Here is a 19,010-nt window from a genome sequence, read left to right as displayed (position 1 = left end):
GCCCTGGGCGGGCGGATGCAGCCGTGAGCAGTATTTATATATGCCTACTGCTTTGCAAGACGTATGAAAACATTCATGCGCGAAATGCCCGCAATGATCCCTCTGTTTGTTGCCGGGGGAGGGGGTGGCCTGGGAAAAGCCGGTCACTCACGCAGGAAGAACTGGTGCTGCTCGGCGATCTGCTCGTACTCCTCGAGCCGCGCCTGGGTGCGCTCGGGGCCCGCGTCGGTCATCGCCTGGAGCAGCGCCGCGGCCATCACGCCGGGGGCGGCGTAGGAGTCGAAGACCAGGCGGGAACCGGTGCCGGTGGCGAAGGTCGCGTCGGCCTCGTCGGCCACCGGCCCCAGCGCCAGGTCGGTGATCAGCGCGACCTTGAGACCGGCGCTGCGCGCGACCCGTACGGCGGTCAGCGTCTCCTGCGCGTGCCGTGGCATCGAGAACGCCAGCACCCAGGTCCCGCCCGCCTCCCGGGACTGCAGGAGCGCGTCGTAGGCGACGCTGCCGCCCCGGGTCACCAGCCGTACGTCCGGGTGGACCCGACGGGCGGCGTAGGCGAAGTACTCGGCGAGCGAGACGGAGATCCGCAGCCCGAGGATGGTCAGCGGCGTCGACTGCGACAGCTTGCGGCCCACGTCGATGACCCGGTCCGGGTCGGCGAAGTCGCGCCGCAGGTTCTCCAGGTTCTCGATCTCCGCCTCGACCGCCGCCTGGAGTTCGTTGCTGCGGTTCACCTCGGCCGCCGCCGGACCGCCGGCCAGGGCGCCCAGCGCGATCGACTGGAGCCTCTCCCGCAGCGCGGGATAGCCGCTGAAGCCGACCGCCGCGGCGAACCGGGTCACCGAGGGCTGGCTCACCCCGACGCGGTCCGCGAGGTCGGTGATCGACAGGAACGCCGCCTCGGTGATGTGCTCGATCAGGTACTGGGCGATGCGCCGTTGACCAGGGGACAGATGGGGTCCGTCGAAGAGCGCCCGGAGCCGGGAGGTCGGGGACGCCTCCGTCTCCGGACCGGTTCTGCCCGAGGTGATCGCGGATGCCTGTGCGCGTGCCTGTTGCGGCGATGGCACCGGTGCGCCTCCTTTGTCTTCCACGGGCTCAACATACTTCAGGGGCCGGGCCTGCCAGGGTGGGCGAAGACGCCCCTCGCGCACCCGGTGATCGCGGATTACCGCCGGTACAGCGTGATCGAGTCGCCGACCTCGTCGACCGGCCGGCTGGACCGCAGCAGCACGGCCAGCCCGTCCCTGGCCTCGGCGACCGCGGAGTCCGACACGATCAGCAGCCCGTGCACCTCCGCGGGCGGCACCCGCCTGGGGTCGGAGGCGTCGATGCCGTAGTAGGCGGGCACTCCGCTGCCCTTGTACACGAGCCACACCCGTTCGCCCCGGTAGCTGCTGTGCAGCCGGTCCGCCAGCCGTCCCAGGTCCTGGCCCCAGTCCACGTTGGAGTCGTGCAGCCGCAGATGCGTCTTGGCCGGTCCGCCGAACGCCTCGTTGGAGTACGGCAGGTAGTAGGGATACGTCCGTACCGAGCTGACGGCGACGAACGCCACCAGCGCCACCACCACCACGGGGGCCCACCGCCGGCGCACCGTCAGGACGCACCCCGCGGCCACCGCGAGGAACATCGGCAGGAAGACGGCGTACCGGGTCCCCAGGTCCCGTGCCCCGGTCATGGCCGAGACCAGCAGCACGGCGGCCGGGACCAGCACGTACGGCGCCGCGGGCCGCAGCCGTCGCACCACGACCATCGCGACCGCCCCGGCCGCCCACAGGGCGAGCGTCCCGAGCGGGGTCTTCACGACCAGGGCGACCGGCAGGTAGTACCAGCGGGCGCCGGAGTACACGTGCCCGAACAGGAAGCCCGCCCAGGACCGGTTCTCCAGACCGAACTGGATCCGCATGCCGTCCCGGTACGCCCCGGGGAAGGGCAGCAGCCGGACGAGGTGCCCGCGCAGGCCGTGCACGACGGGCACATGGGTGGCCCCGGCATCCCAGCGCAGCCGCGGATCGACCACGAGATACGAGGCCCAGACGACGGCCACGGCGGTCACCGTCACCGCTGCCGCACCCAGCAGCGCCCGGCGGACGTCGCGGGGCCGCCGGGCGCACACCGACAGCGCCGCCAGCGCGGCCAGCACGGGGACCGCGGGCAGCGTGCTCATCTTCGTGGCGAGCGCCGCGCCGAGAGCGGCCCCGGCGAGCGGGAGGTACCGGCGCGCCCCGCCGCGGCGGGCCCGCCACAGCAGCCACACCGAGACCAGCAGGAAGCCCGCCGCCGGGACGTCGAGCGTCGCCAGCGAGCCGTGCGCGACGACGTCGGGGGAGAGGGCGTACAGGGCGAGCGCCGCCAGTGCGGGGACGGGTCCGGCGAGGTCACGGGTGAAGGCGAACACCACCAGACCGAACAGCAGGGTCAGCGCGATCACCGGCAGCCGGGCCCACAGCATCAGCTGCCAGGGGTCGTTGCCGGACTCGTACAGGAGGTGCCGGCCCGCCGCCTCCTGGGTACCGGTGAACGAGGCGTCGACGTGCGGGCGGGCGAAGGCCACGCCGACGGCGACGACGAGCTTGCCGAGGGGCGGGTGCTCCGGGTTGAGGCGCACCCGGTGCTCGTGGAGGTAACCGGCCGCCGCGGCGACGTACACCGGCTCGTCGATGGTCGGGGTCTGCCGCACCGCGCCGGTGACCATCGCGACGGCCATCTGGGCCAGCAGGACGACCACCAGGACCGGGACGAGCAGCCGGCGGCGGGCGGGCGGCGAGGGCCGCGCCGCCTTCGCGTCGGGGGTGGTCTCCAGGACCGGGTGCGGTTCGGTTGCCATCGTCCGCCCTGCGGTGACACCGGCCGGGAGCCGGCCGGAGCCGGTGCGCAGGCGCCTCGGGGGCTCGCTGCGCACCGGCTCCCGCCGCGAAGGGTGTTACCGCTTCAGGAGTCGTACCGACAGACCGTCTGCCGTGTACACGGGTACGGCGCGCAGGCGGTCGGAGTTCAGCTCGACACGGTCGAACTGACCGCGCAGCGCCGCGGCGTCGATCACCGGGACCGCCGTCCCCGCGGCCGGCGGCCGGTCGGCGTCGAGGCGCAGCGACAGCACGGCGCCCCGGTCCAGCCGGACCCGCCCGGACACCGTCAGGACGGGCCCGTGGTGCCCGCGCAGCGTCAGGTCCAGCACCGCGCCGGACTCCTGGGCCCACGCGCCCCGCACCCGCACCGGGGCGCCCGCGCGCAGCGTGCCGCCGGTCAGCCGTACGTCGCCCCGGCCGAGCGCGTTCGCGTGCCCGGCGACGAGCACGCCCTCCGCCAGTACGGTGCCGCCGTGGTAGCGGTTGTGCCCGGTCAGGGTGAGCGTGCCCGAGCCGCGCTTGGTGAGACCGCCCTCGCCCCCGATGTCGTGGCGCCAGGCGTCGGCCGCGTCGAAACCGCCCTTCGACGCGTCCAGCGTGACCGTGACGTCGGAGTCGAAGGCGCCGTACCCGTCCGCCGCGGCGAACAGGTTGAGCCGGCCCCACTGCTCGAACCCGTCCAGCAGGACGTACCCGGAGGGCAGCGCGGTCGTGCGCAGCACCTCACGGCGCTGGGCGGCGGTGAGGTACGGCAGGCGGGTCTCCAGCAGCACCTCGGCGCCCTTGGGCACGGTGAGCGGCGTCCTGCGGCCCTGGCGCTCGAGGACGTAGGTCAGGCGGGGCTCGTTGGCCCGTGCGTTGGCCTCCCGGTCGGCGTACGGGTCCGAGGCGTCGGAGTGCGCGTAGGCGGACAGGGTGTCGGCCGTGGTGCCGCTCTTCTCGGTGAAGTAGGCCAGGGCCTGGGCGCGGGCGGCCGCCTTGAGGGCGGCGTTGGCCGGGTCGGCGAGCGCGGCGGCGGCGAGGGCGGTGGCCATGATGCGGCCGCCGAGGACGTCCACCGTGGAGTGCATGCCGGAGACGATCCGGGTGTGGCTGAGTTCGAGCGCGCGGGTCACCAGCTCCTGGAACCGCTCGGGCACGGCGTACGCGAACGCCAGCGACGCCAGGTGAAAGGCGTTGGTGTGCCCGCTGGGGAAGCCGCCGTCGTCGGTCGCGGAGGTACCGCGCTGACGCAGCAGCTGCGGGACGACGACCACCTTCGAGTCGTACACCGGGAAGCCGAGGGCATCGGTCTTCCCGGTGTCGACGACCTCGCTGTTCTCGTTCATGCGCCACGGGCGCGGGTACTGGAAGGCGTACTTGCCCGGGTTGCCGGAGGCGAACGGGCCGCGCACGGTGTCGACGAGCCTTGCGACCTGACCGAGGTCGGAGGTGTAGGAGCCGGCGCCGATGGCGGAGCCGGCGGGCGCGTCCGCGGGCACGGCGTCACTGATCGTCGTGGCGGGAGTGGTGTCCGGCGCGCTGGTGATCGACGTGACGGCCTTGGCGCCGGCCCGGTAGAGCTCCGTCAGGGGACCGAGTCCGGCGATCATCGCGTAGCTCTGGTGCTGGCGGTCGTAGACGAACGCCTGCCGGCCCGCGGCTTCCGTGCGGGAGCGGGTGAGCGCGATGCAGTAGCGCATGTTGGCGCGCAGTATCTCGGGCCGCAGCGGCGTGCCGGTGTTCCAGGCGGCGCCGGTCTTCCACACCTGGGCGAAGCCGCCCAGGATCCGCACCACGGCGTTGGTCTCGGGGGTGAGGTTCGCCGTGATGTTCGTCTTGTAGTCGTCGACGAACGGGAGCGGGCTCGTGGCGGCCTTGGCGTCGGCGGCGCCCAGCCAGGAGACCAGCGTCGGGGCGGCCACCAGGGCCGCCGAACCACCGAAGGAGACCTTCAGGAAGCGCCTTCTGTTCACGGCCGAGGGGGTGGACTGCCCGACGGGTGACGGCATGAGTGTGCCTCTCTCGAGTTCTTCGGCCGGTGCGGCCGGGAAGGACGTGCGGGATACCTGCGGGAATACGTGTGCGGGGTACGTGCGATCGCGTGCGACCCGGCTGTCCTGTGACGACGTGCGAGCCGGAAGACGTCGTACGAGCGAAGATCTACGGCCGAGTCGTGTCGCTTCCGCGATGACCCGGCGACCGGTGCGTGTCCTGCGGGTGAACGAGAGGCCGGCGCCTCACAGGAGGGAGCGCGCCAACGCCACCGCGCCCTCGACCGGCGGCACGGTGAGCGGCTGTGGCCGCGCCCCCGGAACCGTGTCGGCGAGCGCGGCGGAGAACGCCTCGTAGAGCGCCGGCTGGCCGAGCACCGTGCCGCCCGCCACCACCACGTCGTCGACCTGGACCCCGCGCGCGGCGAGACGGGCGACGAGCGCGGCGAGCGCCGCACCGGCCTCGGCGATCACGGAGCGGGCGAGCGCGGAGCCGTCGGCCGCGGCCGCGAAGACGGCGGGGGCGTGTCGTCCCCACTCGGCGGAGACGTCCGAGGCGCCCTCCAGGGCCGCGCCGAGCGCCGGGACCTCGGGCACGCCGAGAGCGGCGAGGAGGCCCAGAGCAAGGGCTCCGGGTTCCTCGCCGCGGTCGTGGGCGGCCCATACGGCCCGGGCCGCCTCGCGGACCAGACCGGCGGCGCCGCCCTCGTCGCCGAGGACCGCGCCCCAGCCGCCGACCTGGACGGGGTCGCCGCCGGGCAGCCGGCCCACGGCCACCGAGCCGGTGCCGGCCACGAGGCCGACACCCTTGTCCAGTCCGGCGGCGGGAACGAGCAGTTCGGCGTCGCCCACCACACGGGCGGGCACACCGAGGGAGAGCTGCAGGGCGTCGCGGATCCGCGCGCACTGGCGTGGTGTCTCGCAGGCGTGCGCGCCCACCGCGAGTGCGGCCGGGCGCGCCCCCTCGGGCAGCGTCGCGCGGACGAGGTCGGTGAGACGGCGTGCGGCGGCGGCCGGGTCGTGCGGCCGCCAGCCGGCGCTGGAGCGGACGTGGTCGGCCACGATGACGTCGCCCGCGAGGGCACGGAGATGCGTCTTGGTGCCGCCCACGTCGACGCCGACCACGAGGGGGCCCGAAGGGGGAGAGTCCTGCACGGATCCTCTTTCGTCGTTGCTGCGTCGAGCTGCGACGGCGGGCGAACCGTGTCTGAGGGGTTGCGGATCGGTGAACTAGGGAAGCCCCGGGACGGGCTTCTGACGAGCACGGCAGGCGAGTACCGTGAAGTTCGTTAGGAAGTTAACTAACGAAGTACAGTGCGTCAAGAGTAATCGCGCACTCGACCGTCCAGGCTCCCGTCCGGGCCGCCGCGGGACGGGAACGCGCGACGTCGGAGCATCCCATCGCCGCAGCCCGCCGAGAGATCGGCACGGGGCGCGCGGCCCTGTACCCGTGTGGGGGAAACTGTGGAACTCGACGTGGCGGAAGCCCCCCGCCTGACCGAGAGCGCGAGTGCGGTGTTCGCCGTGCTGGCCCAGGCGGGCAGCGCGACCCGGCCGCAGCTCGCGACCCTGGCGGGCCTGTCCAAGCCGACGGTGTCCTCCGCCGTCGCCGAGCTGGAGGGCGCCCGGCTGGCCGCGCATTCCGGGACCGCCTCCGGCGGCACCGGCCGCACGGCGGCCGTATACGGTCTCGGCCCGGCCGCCGGCGCGGTACTCGCCGTCGACCTCGGCCCCGCCCTCACCCGGGTCCGCGGCTGCGCCCTGGACGGCACCCTGCTCGCCGAGGCCACCGCCTCCCGGACGGACGCCGCCGACGCCGTACGCGAGGCGCTCACCGCGCTGCCCGGCGGCATTCCGCTGCGCACCATCGTCGTCGCGGTCGGTGACGTCGCGGCGCGGGACCGGCAGGGCAGCGGTATGCGCCCCGCGACCGCCAAGGCGGGACCGGTCTTCGACGCCATGGCCGTCGCGCTGCCGCCGGGAGTGCCCGTCCACCTGGAGAACAACGTGAACTGCGCCGCGCTCGCGGAGCTGCACGAGGGGGCCGCGCGCGGCCGGCACACCTTCGGCTATCTGCGGATCGGCGTGGGCATCGGCCTCGGCATCGTCGTCGGCGGCTCGGTGCTGCGCGGCTCGAACGGCGCCGCCGGAGAGCTGGCCCGGCTGCCCTACCCCTGGGACGACGGCCGTGAGCCGCGCCAGGAGGCCCTGGAGGAGTACATCGGCGCGCGTTCCCTGCTGCGCCGCGCCGCGGCGGCCTGGCAGGGCGCCGACGGGCCCTGCCCGCGCACCACCGAGCGGCTCTTCGCCCTCGCGGGGGAGGGCCGTGCCACGGCCCGCGACGTCGTCGGCCGCCATGCCGCGGACGTGGGCCGGCTGGCCGCCGCAGTGACCGCGGTGCTGGACCCGGGCCTGATCGTGCTGGGGGGCAGCACGGGCGCCGATCCGCAGCTCCTGCCCGGTGTGCGGGCCGAGCTGGGGCGGCTGAGCTGGCCCACCGAGGTGGTCAGCAGCACGGTCGGGGACACCGGTACCGTCGCGGGTGCCGCGCGGCTCGCGGTCGCCCGGGGAGTCCAAACCGTGACCGAGGCAGCGCGGGCCAAGGATTGACGGCCCGCGACTCGGTCTGCCAATGTCCGGACAAGCGCTTTCTAAGTCGGCCGGGACGCCGACTCCGGATGAGCCTCCCGCCCGTACTCGAAGTACGGCAGCCGCACGAGGGCGTGCTTGTGCGACGACGGCCCTCATGGCCGGGGACCCCATCCGTCAAGGCGACGCGGCCGGGCGAGGCCGCGCCCCCGGAAAGCAAACATTCCTGCAAAATGCACCCGTGCCGCCTCGGTCGGCGCCGTGCTCCGTCCCCTACGACGAAAAAAAGGGATCGAAGATGACCACTGTGGGTGTGCGGCGCTCCCGCCGACTCGGCCGCGGCGGCATAAGCCGCCTGGTTCCCCTCGCTGCCGGGGCCGCGGCAGGTGCCCTGCTTCTCTCCGCCTGTGGGTCGGGGTCCGACTCGGGCGGGACCTCCAAGTCGCTGACGTTCTGGATCTCCACGGTTCCGGGGCAGGACGCGGGCTGGAAGGCGTCGGTGGCGGCGTACAAGAAGGAAACCGGCGTCAACGTCAAGCTCGTCAACATCCCGTACGACGGCTACGACGCGAAGCTGCGCAACGCCGCGCAGGCGAGCTCCCTGCCCGACGTGGCGGCGGTGCCGAAGATCGACCCGATCTGGTCGAACAAGCTGCTCGACCTCAGCTCCATCGCCAACAACAAGACCAACAAGATCAACGCCAACTTCGTCGCCAAGGACTCGTCCGGGAAGGTGCTGTCCATCCCCTCGGACGTCACCGCGTCCGGCATGTTCATCAACAAGTCGCTCTTCGACAAGGCCGGCGTCTCCTACCCGACCTCGCCCTCCAAGACCTGGACCTGGACCGAGTTCATCAAGGCGGCGAACGAGGTCCGGGAGAAGACCAAGGCCAAGTACTCCCTGACGTTCGACCAGTCGCCGTCCAGACTCCGCGCCATGGTGTACGAGATGGGCGGGCAGTACATGCACGCCGACTCCTCCGGCAAGTTCTCGGCGGACGAGGCGACCAAGAAGGCCGTGAACACCTTCGTCGGCTGGAACGACGACAAGACCATGCCGAAGTCGGTGTGGACCAGCGGCGCCGACCCGTCGGCCATGTTCCAGAGCGGTGACGTCGTCGCCTACTGGTCCGGTGTGTGGCAGGTCGCCTCCTTCGCGGAGAGCGTCACGAAGTTCGATTGGGCGAGCGTCCCGACCCCCGCCGAGCCGGTGCAGGCCAGCGACGTCAACAGCGGCGGCATGGTCGTGGGCTTCAACAACAACAGCGACGCGGCCACCGCCGCGAACAAGTTCATCTCGTGGCTGTACGAGCCCGAGCACTACAAGGCGCTGTGCGAGGCGTCCGGGTTCCTGCCGGTCGAGAGCGGTCTGAACCCGACGTACCCCTTCAAGTCCGAGGCGGCGCAGGCGGCGTTCAAGCTCTACAACGAGTCGATTCCGCTCTACGCCCCCGTCTCCGGCTACTTCAACGTCGCGCAGACGAACTGGGCGCTGAACGGCAAGAGCCTCACCGACGACCCGACCAAGGCGGAGATCGGCAAGGCGATCAACGGTGAGCAGTCGGCCGACAAGGCCCTGGAGAACATCGTGGCCGGCTACAACCAGCAGGTCGGCGGCGTGAAGTAGGCCCCAGGTCCGGGCGGCTGTGCGAGCCACCGCCGCCCGGACCTGGACGTCCGCGTGATGCCGGGCTCATGGCGTGAGCCCACCGCAATCCCATCCACCAGCACGGAGTCAGGAAGATGACAAAACGAGCCTCGGACGTGTCCGTGAGCCCGCCCAGGAGCCGTAGTAAATACACCCTTGCGCCGCTCGTCCTCATCGCGGCCAATGTCGTGCTCTTCGCGCTGTTCTTCGTCTGGCCGGCGGTGATCGGGCTCGTTTACTCCTTCACGAACTACACGGGCGTGGGGTCGTTCCAGTTCGTCGGACTGGACAACTACCAGAAGCTGCTCGGGGACTCGACCTTCTACGACGCGACGACCCGCACGCTGCTGTACACCGTGCTCTTCGTCCCGCTGAACTTCGTGCTGTCGCTGGTCATCGCCAACGTGGTGGTGAGCAAGCACGCCAAGGGCGCGTCGGTCGCCCGGCTCTTCTTCTTCATCCCGTGGCTGCTGTCGCCCATCATCGTGGGTGTCCTGTGGCGATGGCTGTTCGGTGAGAACTTCGGACTGGTCAACTACCTCATCGAGAAGGTCGGCGGAAGCGCCGTTCCGTGGCAGTCGAACGCGGACCTGTCACTGATCGTGGTCGTGGTGGCGGCCGCCTGGGCCTGGACGGGCTTCTCGATGCTGCTGTTCATCGCGGCGATCAAGAACGTACCGACGTCGTACTACGAGGCGGCCGCGCTCGACGGCGCCGGTCCGTGGCGCCAGTTCATCAGCATCACACTGCCGAGCATCGCGCCCACCTCCTTCATCGTCATCCTGCTCAACACGATCCACGCGATGAAGGAATACGCGGTGTTCGCCTCCCTCAACAGCGGCGGACCCGGAACGTCGAACAACCTGCTGGTCCAGTACATCTACCAGACGGGGTTCAAGGCAGGCCAGATCGGCTACGCGAGCGCCGCGTCGTTCGTGCTCATGCTCATCCTGATGGGCGTCGCGATCATCCAGATGATGGTCAACCGGCGGGTGGAGAACCGATGACAACCACAGACATGCCGCGCAAGGCCGACGCCGACTCCGTACGGGCCGTCTCCAAGAAGAGGTCCCGCGGGTCGGCGACCGGCGGGCTTCGGCGCGCGATTGCCCCGACGACTCTGCTGTGGGTCCTCGCGGGCCTCTACGGGATCCCGGTGCTGTGGTTCGTCCTCAGCTCCTTCAAACCGGCGGGAGACCTGTTCTCCCTCCCGCTGACGGTGCTCCCGCAGAACCCCACCGTGTCGGGTTACAAGGAAGCGTGGGCAAGCGCCAACTTCGCCCAGTACTTCATCAACACGACCCTGGTCTGTGTGATCGCGACGATCCTCACGGTGGGAGTCAGCTGCTGCACCGGGTACGCGCTGGCCAAGTACGACAACAGATGGCTCAAGGCCTTCTTCCTCTGCATCCTGGCCACCACGATGCTCCCTGCCGAGGTCATGCTCGCCCCGCTGTTTCTGGTGGTCCGCGACCTGGGCTTCTACAACTCGCTCGCCGGCATCATCCTCCCGGCCCTGCTCACCGCGACCGGGTGCTTCATGTTCCGCCAGTTCTTCCTGACGGTCCCCGACGAGCTCATCGAGGCTGCCCGCATCGACGGCGCCAAGGAGCTGTCGATCTTCCTGCGGATCATGGTGCCGCTCGCCCGGCCCATCATGCTGACGCTCGCCATCCTGTCGTTCCAGTGGCGGTGGAACGACTACATCTGGCCGCTGCTGATGCTGAACGACCCCGAGAAGTTCACCGTGCAGATCGGCATCCAGAGCCTCGTAGGGGCGCAGAACATCAACTGGTCGGTGCTGCTCGGCGGTTCGGTCATCTCCATGATCCCGCTGATCGTCGTCTTCCTGGTGTTCCAGAAGTACGTCATGAACGCCGACATCAACGCCGGCCTGAAGGACTGACCTTGCCCACCCCGCTCGACCACGAGTTCGTCCGCGCGGCGGCCGGCGCCGCCGACCGGCTGGCCGCCCCGCTGGCGGCCGACCCCGGCGAGGAACCCGCCGGGGTGACCCACCGGGCTCTGGCCCGCCGGGTCAAGACTCTGGTCGCGGCGTACCTTTCCGCCGACTCGGCACTCCACGGCAGCAAGCAGGCCGTCACCGCCGCGACGACCCACCTCCGCGCCCTGCGGGCCGCGCAGAGCAGCACCGGCCTCTTCGCCGGCGGCGACAACGTGCAGTCACCCCCGGACTCCGCGTTCACCGTCAACGACGTGTGCGACGCGCACGTCCTCGCCGCCGGCGCGGGGCCGGAACTGACCGAGGTCACCGCCGCGCTCGCGGAGATCGCCGGCGCCGCCTCCGGCGCTCTCCTGACCGGTGGGGTGCACACCCCGAACCACCGCTGGGAGCTGTGCGCGGCGCTGGCCCGGCTGCACCGGTCGTTCCCGGACGACCGGCTGCTCGCCCGCGTCGAGGAGTGGCTCGCCGAGGGCGTCGACATCGACGCGGAGGGCCTGTACTCGGAACGGAGCGCCAACTACGCGGCCCACGTGTCCAACCCGTCGCTGCTCCTGCTGGCCGATGTGCTCGGCCGCGCCGACCTGCTGGACGCCGTCGAACGCAATCTCGCCACCACCCTGGACCTCATCAGGCCGGACGGCACGGTGGAGACCGTCCACTCGCGACGGCAGGACCAGAACCACCCGTTCCCGCTGGCGCCCTACCTGCCGCACTACCGGCTGCTCGCGATCCGCACCGGCCGGGGCGACTTCGGCCGGGCGGCGCTGCTGGCGGCCGCCGACGGCGTCGACCCCGACCTGCTCGCCGAGACCCTCCTCACCCCGGACCTGTGCCGCGTCCTGCCGACACCGGACGCGGAGACCCTGCCCCGCGACCGGTACATCACCACCGCGGGCCTCGCCGCACGCGCCTCGGCCACCGCGCACACGGTGGTGTACGGCGGCTCCGACGTGCCCGAGCACCGGCGCATCCGCTCGGGCCTAGCGTGCAATCCGACCTTCCTGCGTCTGTTCGCCGGCGACGCCGTCCTCGACGCGGTCCGTCTCTCGCGGGGATTCTTCGACCTGGGCCCGTTCCGCGCCGCCGACATGCGCCGGCCCGCCACTCACCGGTACCTGCTCACCGAAACCCTCACGGCCGCCTACTACCAGCCGCTGCCGCCGGACCGGCGACGGGACGACGGCGCCTACCTTCTGGCGGACGAGGGACGCTTCTCGGGCGCGATGGCCTTCCCGGACCGGCCTCGGGACGAGGTCTCCCACACGACCCGCGTCGAGGTCGACCTGCGGGAGGACGGTGCCGACCTGCGGATCGACCTCAGCGGACCACGGGTGCCCTGGGCCCTCGAACTGACCTTCCGCCCGGGTGGCGTGACAGCGGGCGCCGCACCGATCGGCGACGGACGCTGGTGCCTGACGACCGGGCCGATGACCTACCGGGTCGGCGACGACGAGATCCGCGTCGAGGCCGACGTCGAGGCGGGCGAACCGCTGGCCGGGCCGGACCGGAGCGATGTACTGCGGTACGACCCGGGGCAGGACCACACCGTGGTGGGCGGTACCGATGCGACGACCGGGAACCGCGTCTACATCGGTGGACACGGCCCGCACACACTGACCGTCGCACTGCGCGCCCGCCGGCCCGCACCTGTCAGGTGACTCCGACGACCCACGCCATGGCCATCTCAGGTATGAAGGGCTGATCCCCGTGCACCTCACGTCCCCTCCCGTGCACCTCACGCACCAGTGCGGACCGCTGCACGACCTGCCCGACACCCCGCAGGCGTACGACGCCGTCCTCGCCGACGTCACCGAACAGGCGCTGCGCCGCCTGACCCCGCAGGGCAACCTGGAGCACCCCCACTGCGTCGACGACATCGGCGACACCTCGCTCGGCATCACCTCCCTGCTGGCACTGGCCTGGCAGCGCACCGAGGACCCGCGGCTGCCGGAGGCGGTCCGCCGCAGCCTCGCCTTCCACCTCCGCGAGCGGGTCTACCGCGGCGACAACCCGGGCTACCCGAACCTGAGGGTGCGCGGCTGCGGACTCCCGTACGCGCGCTACACCCTGGCGGCCGGCGCGCACCCCGTCGGCGACTGGCCGAGCACGGTGTGGGCGCTGCTCCAGGCCGTGAACGTCCTCGACACGGCCGACGGCCTGGTGGCGCACGAGCAGCGCGCCGAACTGCTGGAAGTGGCCCGCGGCTACTGGAGCTGGCTGACCGAGGCGACCTTCTTCAACCCCCAGGAGGCGGGCAACCAGGCCATCGGCTGCGTGGTCGGCGGCCTGATGCTGGCCCGCCACCTTCCGCCGCAGGACGGCGAGCCGGTCCGCGCCCGGGCACTCGCGCTGTACTCCGACGAGATCCGCGCCCACCGGGTCCGCGACCGGGGCGCCCTGCTGCCCCCCGAGCACGGCGGCGCCTACGACAACAACTACGGCCCGATCTCCCTCTCCTTCCTCGCCCAGGCCCACCGGGTCAGCGGCGAGGAGGTCTTCGCCGAGGACGGCGAGGCACTGGCCCGTTACCTCGACGCCCGCCTCACCGGCGGCGGCTTCGACAACGGCGGCCCCCGCTACAGCGAGCAGCACTCCGCCTTCGAGTCCGTTCTCGGCCTGCGCTACTTCGGCGCCCGCATCGGCGCCGACCTGGGCCGCTACCGGGGCGACAGCCGCTGGGCGCGGCACGCGGTCAAGGCGGACGGCGGCGTCGACGGCCACTTCGCGTGGATGCTGGTCTGGCAGATCCAGGACACCACGCGCTGGCACCGCGAGCCGTCCACCGGATCCGCGCGGCACCAACTGCGCGCCGGCACGGTCTCGGTGGCCTTCGACGACCGGATGACCCCGGCGGTCGTCGAGGCGGCCGGGACCTACTACCTGCCCGCCGCGGTCAACCGCCAGCACGGCTTCGGTCCCGTCACCGACGGCTTCCTGCTGTGCCGGCCCATGGGCCGGGTCCGGGTCCGCGACGTCCGCGCCGACGGACTGACGGCCAAGCTGGTCACCAAGCCGGTCGTCGGCCGTGACCACGTCCTGCGCAGCGTGCGCTCCCTGTACGTCACCGACGGCACCACCCTGTGGACGACGGTCGCCGTGGAGCGCCTCGACGGGACCCCCTACCTGCTGGCGGGCCTGCCGTACGCCGAGGACGACGGCGACCGGGTCCGGCGAACGGCACACGGCGCCGTCTCCTCGCCGGGCGGTCTGCGCCTCACGCACCCGGGCGCGCGGGGCGCCGAGCACTTCGACGCGCGCGCCGAACTCACCCAGGAGCAGGCCGCCTTCGCGCTCGCCGCCGACCCGCGCGGCTACGGCAACCCCGACGAGGGCTGGCGCCACCTGGTCAGCTCGACGGCACTGGAGGCGGGACCGCTCCCGGACGCGCCGGACGACCTGCACGTGTTCGCGGTGCGCCACGGCACCGAGGAACCGTTCGGCGTGACGGTCGAGCGGCGCGAGGAGGGCCTCGCCGTACGTACGGACGTCTTCACGGCGGTCATCGGGGCCGACGACGCGCACGGCGAGCCGCGGCTCACCCTGCGGCGGACCGACGCCTGAGGCGCACGGACAGGCGGCCGGGCGGCCGGGCGGTTCACCGGGGTGTGCGCACCACCAGATCCGCCCGCGCCCGCGTCGTCGCCACCAGTTCGGCGTTGCGCTGGTCCGTCCCCAGCACCCAGGCCACCGCCTCCTCGTGCGGCTTGCCGAACTCCTCGTGCCGGGCGACCAGCCGGCGGATCCGCTCGTCCTCGTCGATCTCGAGGAACCACACCTCGTCCAGGGCGGCCCGTACCCGTGGCCACGCGCCCGTGCCGACGAGGAGGTAGTTGCCCTCCGTGACGACCAGCCGGGCCGTCGGCGGCACCGGCACGGCCCCCGCGACCGGCTGCTCCAGCTCCCGCTCGAAGCCCGGCGCGTACACCGGGTCCTCGCCGTCCGTCTCCTCCCGCAACCGCCGCAGCAGGGCCGCGTACCCGGCCGCGTCGAAGGTGTCGGGCGCCCCCTTGCGGTCCCGCCGGCCGAGGCGGTCCAGTTCGACGTCGGCAAGATGGAAGCCGTCCATCGGGACATGCGCGACCCAGGGGTCCCCGGCGCCGTTCAGCTCCCGCACCAGACGCTCGGCGAGTGTCGTCTTGCCCGAGCCGGGGCTGCCCACGATGCCGAGCAGCGCCCGTCTGCCGCCGGCCCCGGCGAGGAGGCCACGGGCGCGTACGAGCAGATCGTCGAAAGTGAGCACACAGCAGAGTGTCGCAGTCTCCTGGGAGGTGACCCGCAAGGTCGCAAGGAGAGGAGGACGACCATGTCCGACGACGAGTGGCAGATCCGCACCCTGATCACCCGCTGGGCCGACGCCGTCCATCGGGGCGACCTCGATACCGTCCTCGACCAGCACGCCGAGGACCTGGTCATGTACGACGTGCCGGCGCCCCACGAGGGCATCCGGGGCCTGGCCGCCTACCGGGCGACCTGGCCGCCCTTCTTCGTCTGGCAGGCCCAGGGCGCCCGCTTCGACATCGACACCCTCGACGTCACCGCAGGTCACGACGTCGCCTATGCCCACGCCCTGCTGCGCTGCGGCACGCCCGAGGAGCTCGCCGAGTGTCCGAGCCTGCGGCTGCGGCTCACCTTCGGCCTGCGCAAGGAGCACGGCCGCTGGCTCATCGCCCACGAGCACCACTCCTTCCCGCACGACTGACCGCGCCCGGCCGCCGTACGGGCATGGCCTGCGGGGCCGGAGTGGGAATGTGTCGTGCGACACAGCGGTGAGGGGCGCGATGTGGGGGAACCGGGCCTGTATGACGTCGACGCTCGGACTCCCCGAAACGATCCAGGCCTGTCTCTTCGACCTCGACGGGGTCGTCACCCGGACGGCCGTGGTGCACGCGGCCGCCTGGAAGGAAACCTTCGACGCGTTCCTGTACGCCCGCGGAGACAAGGACTTCCGGCCGTTCGACGAGGCCCACGACTACGCCGAGTACGTCGACGGCCGCCCGCGCGCCGACGGCGTCCGCACCTTCCTCGCCTCCCGGGGCATCGAACTGCCCGAGGGCGAACCCGGTGACCCGCCCGACGCGCGGACCGTCCACGGGCTGGGCAACCGCAAGAACGAACTGCTCCTGGAGAAGATCCGCACCCAGGGCGTCCAGCCGTACGACGGCACCCTGGGCTACATAGCGGCGGCGCGCGCGCACGGCCTGCGGACGGCGATCGTCTCCTCCAGCGCCAACACCCGCGACGTGCTGCGCTCGATCGACGCCGAGCACCTCTTCGAGGTGCGGATCGACGGCGTCGTGGCGGCCGAGCGGAACCTGCCGGGCAAGCCGCGCCCCGACACGTTCCTGGCCGCCGCCCACGATCTCGGCGTCGAGCCGTCGAGGGCGGCCGTCTTCGAGGACGCGCTGGCCGGGATGGACGCGGGCCGCGCCGGGAACTTCGGGTACGTCGTCGGCGTCGACCGGGTCGGCCAGGCCGACGCGCTGTACACGCACGGCGCGGACATCGTGGTCAAAGACCTCAAGGACCTCGCGGGCGGCGCCGACGGGGGAGGGCGGGAGTGATCACCGACCGGTCCTACGCCGTCGAGCCCTGGCATGTGCGCGAGACGCGGCTCGACCTCGACGTCCTGGCGCAGAGCGAGTCCGTGTTCGCGCTCTCCAACGGGCACGTCGGCTGGCGCGGCAACCTGGACGAGGGCGAGCCGCACGGCCTGCCCGGCGCCTACCTCAACGGCGTCCACGAACTGCACCCGCTGCCGTACGCCGAGGCCGGCTACGGCTACCCGGAGTCCGGGCAGACCGTCATCAACGTCACCAACGGCAAGATCCTGCGGCTGCTGGTCGACGACGAGCCGTTCGACCTGCGCTACGGGCGGCTCGTCGCGCACGAGCGGGTGCTCGACCTGCGCCGGGGCGTCCTGGAGCGGACCTGCGAGTGGACCTCGCCCGCCGGTTCCACGGTCCGGGTGCGCTCGACCCGGCTGGTCTCGCTCACCCAGCGGGCCGTGGCCGCCGTCGCCTACGAGGTGGAGGCCGTCGGCAGCAGCTCCCGGGTGGTGATCCAGTCCGAGCTGGTCACCAACGAGAGCCTGCCCGACCCGAACGGCGACCCGCGCGCGGCCCGGGCCCTGAAGTCGCCGCTGGAGCCGGAGGAGGACGTGGCCGTCGGCCGGCGGCTGCGGCTCGTCCACCGCACGAAACGCAGCGGGCTGCGGGTCGCCGTGGCCGCCGACCACGAGGTGACCGGCCCCGAGCGGACCACGGTCAGCAGCGAGAGCAACGTCGACGTCGCCCGGCTCACCGTCACCTCCGTGCTGGAGCCCGGCGAGCGGCTGCGGGTGGAGAAACTCGTCGCCTACGGCTGGTCCGGCGCCCGCTCCCGGCCCGCGATGAGCGACCAGGTGGAGGCGGCCCTCGCGGCGGCCGGACACAGCGGCTGGTCGGGCCTCCTGGACGACCAGCGCGCCTACCTCGACGACTTCTGGTCCCGCGCGGACGTCGAGGTCGACGGCGACGAGGAGATCCAGCAGGCCGTCCGCTTCGCCCTCTTCCACGTGCTCCAGGCCGGTGCCCGCGCCGAACAACGCGCCATCCCCGCCAAGGGGCTGACCGGGTCCGGCTACGACGGTCACGCCTTCTGGGACACCGAGACCTTCGTGCTGCCCCTGCTCACCTACACCGCGCCCGGCGCCGTCGCCGAGGCCCTGCGCTGGCGGCAGAACACCCTGCCCGCCGCCCGCGAACGGGCCGTCCAACTCGGCCTGCGCGGCGCCGCGTTCCCCTGGCGGACGATCGAGGGCTCGGAGGGCTCGGCGTACTGGCCGGCCGGAACCGCCGCCTTCCACGTCAACGCCGACATCGCCGACGCCGTGGTCCGGTACGTCACGGCGACCGGGGACCGGGACTTCGAAGCGGCCACCGGCGTCGAACTGCTGGTGGAGACCGCCCGGTTGTGGCGCTCGCTCGGCCACCACGACGCGCACGGCACCTTCCACATCGACGGCGTCACAGGCCCCGACGAGTACAGCGCGGTCGCCGACGACAACACCTACACCAACCTCATGGCCCGGGCGAACCTGCTCGCCGCCGCCGACGCCGTCGCACGGCACCCGGGCGAGGCCGCCCGGCTCGGCGTGGACGAGGAGGAGAGCGCGGCCTGGCGGGACGCGGCCGAAGCGGTGCACGTGCCCTACAACCACGAACTCGGCGTGCACGAACAGCACGCGGGCTTCACCCGCTACCAGCAGTGGGACTTCGCGGGCACCCGCCCCGACCAGTACCCCCTGCTGCTCAACTTCCCCTACTTCGACCTCTACCGCAAACAGGTCGTCAAGCAGGCCGACCTGGTGCTGGCGATGTACACCTGCGCGGACCACTTCGACGAGGAGCAGATCGCCCGCAACTTCGCCTACTACGAGCCGCTGACCGTCCGCGACTCCTCCCTCTCGGCCTGCTGCCAGGCGGTGATCGCCGCGCAGGCCGGCCATCTGGGGCTGGCCTACGACTACACGACCGAGGCCGCGCTGATGGACCTCGCCGACCTGGAGCACAACACCCGCGACGGACTGCACATCGCGTCCCTCGCGGGCACCTGGATGGCCCTGGTCGCCGGCTTCGGCGGGCTGCGCGGTGACAGCGAGGGCCTGCGTTTCGCACCCCGGCTGCCGGAGAGGTTCAGCCGTCTCGCCTTCAGCGTCCAACTCCTCGGCCGCCGCCTGCGGGTGGAGATCGGCCCGGACAAGGCCACGTACACCCTGCTGTCCGGCTCACCGCTGACGATCCGTCACCACGGCGCCGAGGTGCTGGTGAACGGCGACGGCCCCGTCGTACGCCCCGTACCGCCCGTCCCGGCCCGACCGGTACCGCGCCAGCCCCCGCACCGGGGGCCGAACACCCGCTGACACCCGGCCCGGCGTCCGGCGGTGTGTTTCCCTGCCGCCGCGCGCTGGTAGGTGGTCGGGTGTGTCCCGGACGGCGGCGAGGGGGAGC

At 72.2% G+C, this 19,010-nt stretch carries 14 protein-coding genes; 9 read left to right on the top strand and 5 right to left on the bottom strand.

All coding sequences use genetic code 11. The features are described 5' to 3' along the window. Positions 1 to 143: 143 nt before the first annotated feature. From ACFWBD_RS00320 to ACFWBD_RS00305, 4 genes are all read right to left on the bottom strand, one after another. Positions 144 to 1,067 carry a MurR/RpiR family transcriptional regulator gene (locus tag ACFWBD_RS00320; RefSeq protein ID WP_385660458.1) on the bottom strand — a complete coding sequence of 308 codons (924 nt, stop codon included), beginning with the start codon at positions 1,065 to 1,067 and terminating at the stop codon, positions 144 to 146. Between the two features lie 98 nt (positions 1,068 to 1,165). Beyond that, positions 1,166 to 2,824, bottom strand: a complete 1,659-nt coding sequence (locus ACFWBD_RS00315) for a glycosyltransferase family 39 protein (protein ID WP_385660455.1) — start codon at positions 2,822 to 2,824, stop codon at positions 1,166 to 1,168. 96 nt (positions 2,825 to 2,920) lie between these two features. Continuing rightward, positions 2,921 to 4,837: a phosphatase PAP2 family protein gene (locus ACFWBD_RS00310; protein WP_385660452.1), complete on the bottom strand. Its 1,917-nt coding sequence runs from the start codon at positions 4,835 to 4,837 to the stop codon at positions 2,921 to 2,923. A 228-nt stretch (positions 4,838 to 5,065) separates the two neighbouring features. Continuing rightward, a complete protein-coding gene (locus ACFWBD_RS00305; protein WP_385660449.1) occupies positions 5,066 to 5,974 on the bottom strand; it encodes a BadF/BadG/BcrA/BcrD ATPase family protein in 909 nt (302 codons plus the stop codon). A gap of 321 nt (positions 5,975 to 6,295) precedes the next feature. On the opposite strand from ACFWBD_RS00305, the gene ACFWBD_RS00300 reads away from it, so the two are divergent. From ACFWBD_RS00300 to ACFWBD_RS00275, 6 genes are all read left to right on the top strand, one after another. Further along, positions 6,296 to 7,429 (top strand): ROK family transcriptional regulator, encoded by a 1,134-nt coding sequence (locus ACFWBD_RS00300; RefSeq protein WP_385660447.1) that lies wholly within the window; start codon positions 6,296 to 6,298, stop codon positions 7,427 to 7,429. A 277-nt stretch (positions 7,430 to 7,706) separates the two neighbouring features. Further along, the gene (locus ACFWBD_RS00295; RefSeq protein ID WP_385660444.1) at positions 7,707 to 9,035 is read left to right on the top strand and encodes an extracellular solute-binding protein; all 1,329 of its coding nucleotides are present in this window, start codon (positions 7,707 to 7,709) and stop codon (positions 9,033 to 9,035) included. A 116-nt stretch (positions 9,036 to 9,151) separates the two neighbouring features. Further along, positions 9,152 to 10,063, top strand: coding sequence for a carbohydrate ABC transporter permease (locus tag ACFWBD_RS00290; protein ID WP_384122164.1), 912 nt, complete (start codon positions 9,152 to 9,154; stop codon positions 10,061 to 10,063). After that, complete coding sequence (locus tag ACFWBD_RS00285) at positions 10,060 to 10,962, top strand: carbohydrate ABC transporter permease (protein ID WP_384122161.1); 903 nt, start codon at positions 10,060 to 10,062, stop codon at positions 10,960 to 10,962. Before ACFWBD_RS00290 ends, ACFWBD_RS00285 begins: the two co-directional genes overlap by 4 nt. A 2-nt stretch (positions 10,963 to 10,964) precedes the next feature. Next, a complete protein-coding gene (locus ACFWBD_RS00280) occupies positions 10,965 to 12,680 on the top strand; it encodes a hypothetical protein (RefSeq protein WP_385660441.1) in 1,716 nt (571 codons plus the stop codon). Between the two features lie 70 nt (positions 12,681 to 12,750). Next, positions 12,751 to 14,583 (top strand): hypothetical protein, encoded by a 1,833-nt coding sequence (locus tag ACFWBD_RS00275; protein ID WP_385661466.1) that lies wholly within the window; start codon positions 12,751 to 12,753, stop codon positions 14,581 to 14,583. 34 nt (positions 14,584 to 14,617) lie between these two features. On the opposite strand, the gene ACFWBD_RS00270 is transcribed toward ACFWBD_RS00275, so the two are convergent. Further along, a complete protein-coding gene (locus ACFWBD_RS00270) occupies positions 14,618 to 15,262 on the bottom strand; it encodes a nucleoside/nucleotide kinase family protein (protein WP_385660438.1) in 645 nt (214 codons plus the stop codon). A 63-nt stretch (positions 15,263 to 15,325) separates the two neighbouring features. On the opposite strand from ACFWBD_RS00270, the gene ACFWBD_RS00265 reads away from it, so the two are divergent. The 3 genes from ACFWBD_RS00265 to ACFWBD_RS00255 all read left to right on the top strand — a co-directional run bounded on the left by ACFWBD_RS00265 (position 15,326) and on the right by ACFWBD_RS00255 (position 18,922). Next, complete coding sequence (locus ACFWBD_RS00265; protein WP_385660435.1) at positions 15,326 to 15,721, top strand: nuclear transport factor 2 family protein; 396 nt, start codon at positions 15,326 to 15,328, stop codon at positions 15,719 to 15,721. 100 nt (positions 15,722 to 15,821) lie between these two features. Continuing rightward, positions 15,822 to 16,583 (top strand): beta-phosphoglucomutase family hydrolase, encoded by a 762-nt coding sequence (locus tag ACFWBD_RS00260; RefSeq protein WP_385660432.1) that lies wholly within the window; start codon positions 15,822 to 15,824, stop codon positions 16,581 to 16,583. Continuing rightward, a complete protein-coding gene (locus ACFWBD_RS00255; RefSeq protein WP_385660429.1) occupies positions 16,580 to 18,922 on the top strand; it encodes a glycoside hydrolase family 65 protein in 2,343 nt (780 codons plus the stop codon). Before ACFWBD_RS00260 ends, ACFWBD_RS00255 begins: the two co-directional genes overlap by 4 nt. Positions 18,923 to 19,010 lie beyond the last annotated feature (88 nt).

Origin of the sequence: Streptomyces sp. NPDC060002, from assembly GCF_042737245.1 — a bacterium.
Classification (GTDB): domain Bacteria; phylum Actinomycetota; class Actinomycetes; order Streptomycetales; family Streptomycetaceae; genus Streptomyces.
The sequence above is the reverse complement of the archived record's forward strand: the minus strand, read 5'-3'. Positions and strand labels throughout refer to the sequence as shown.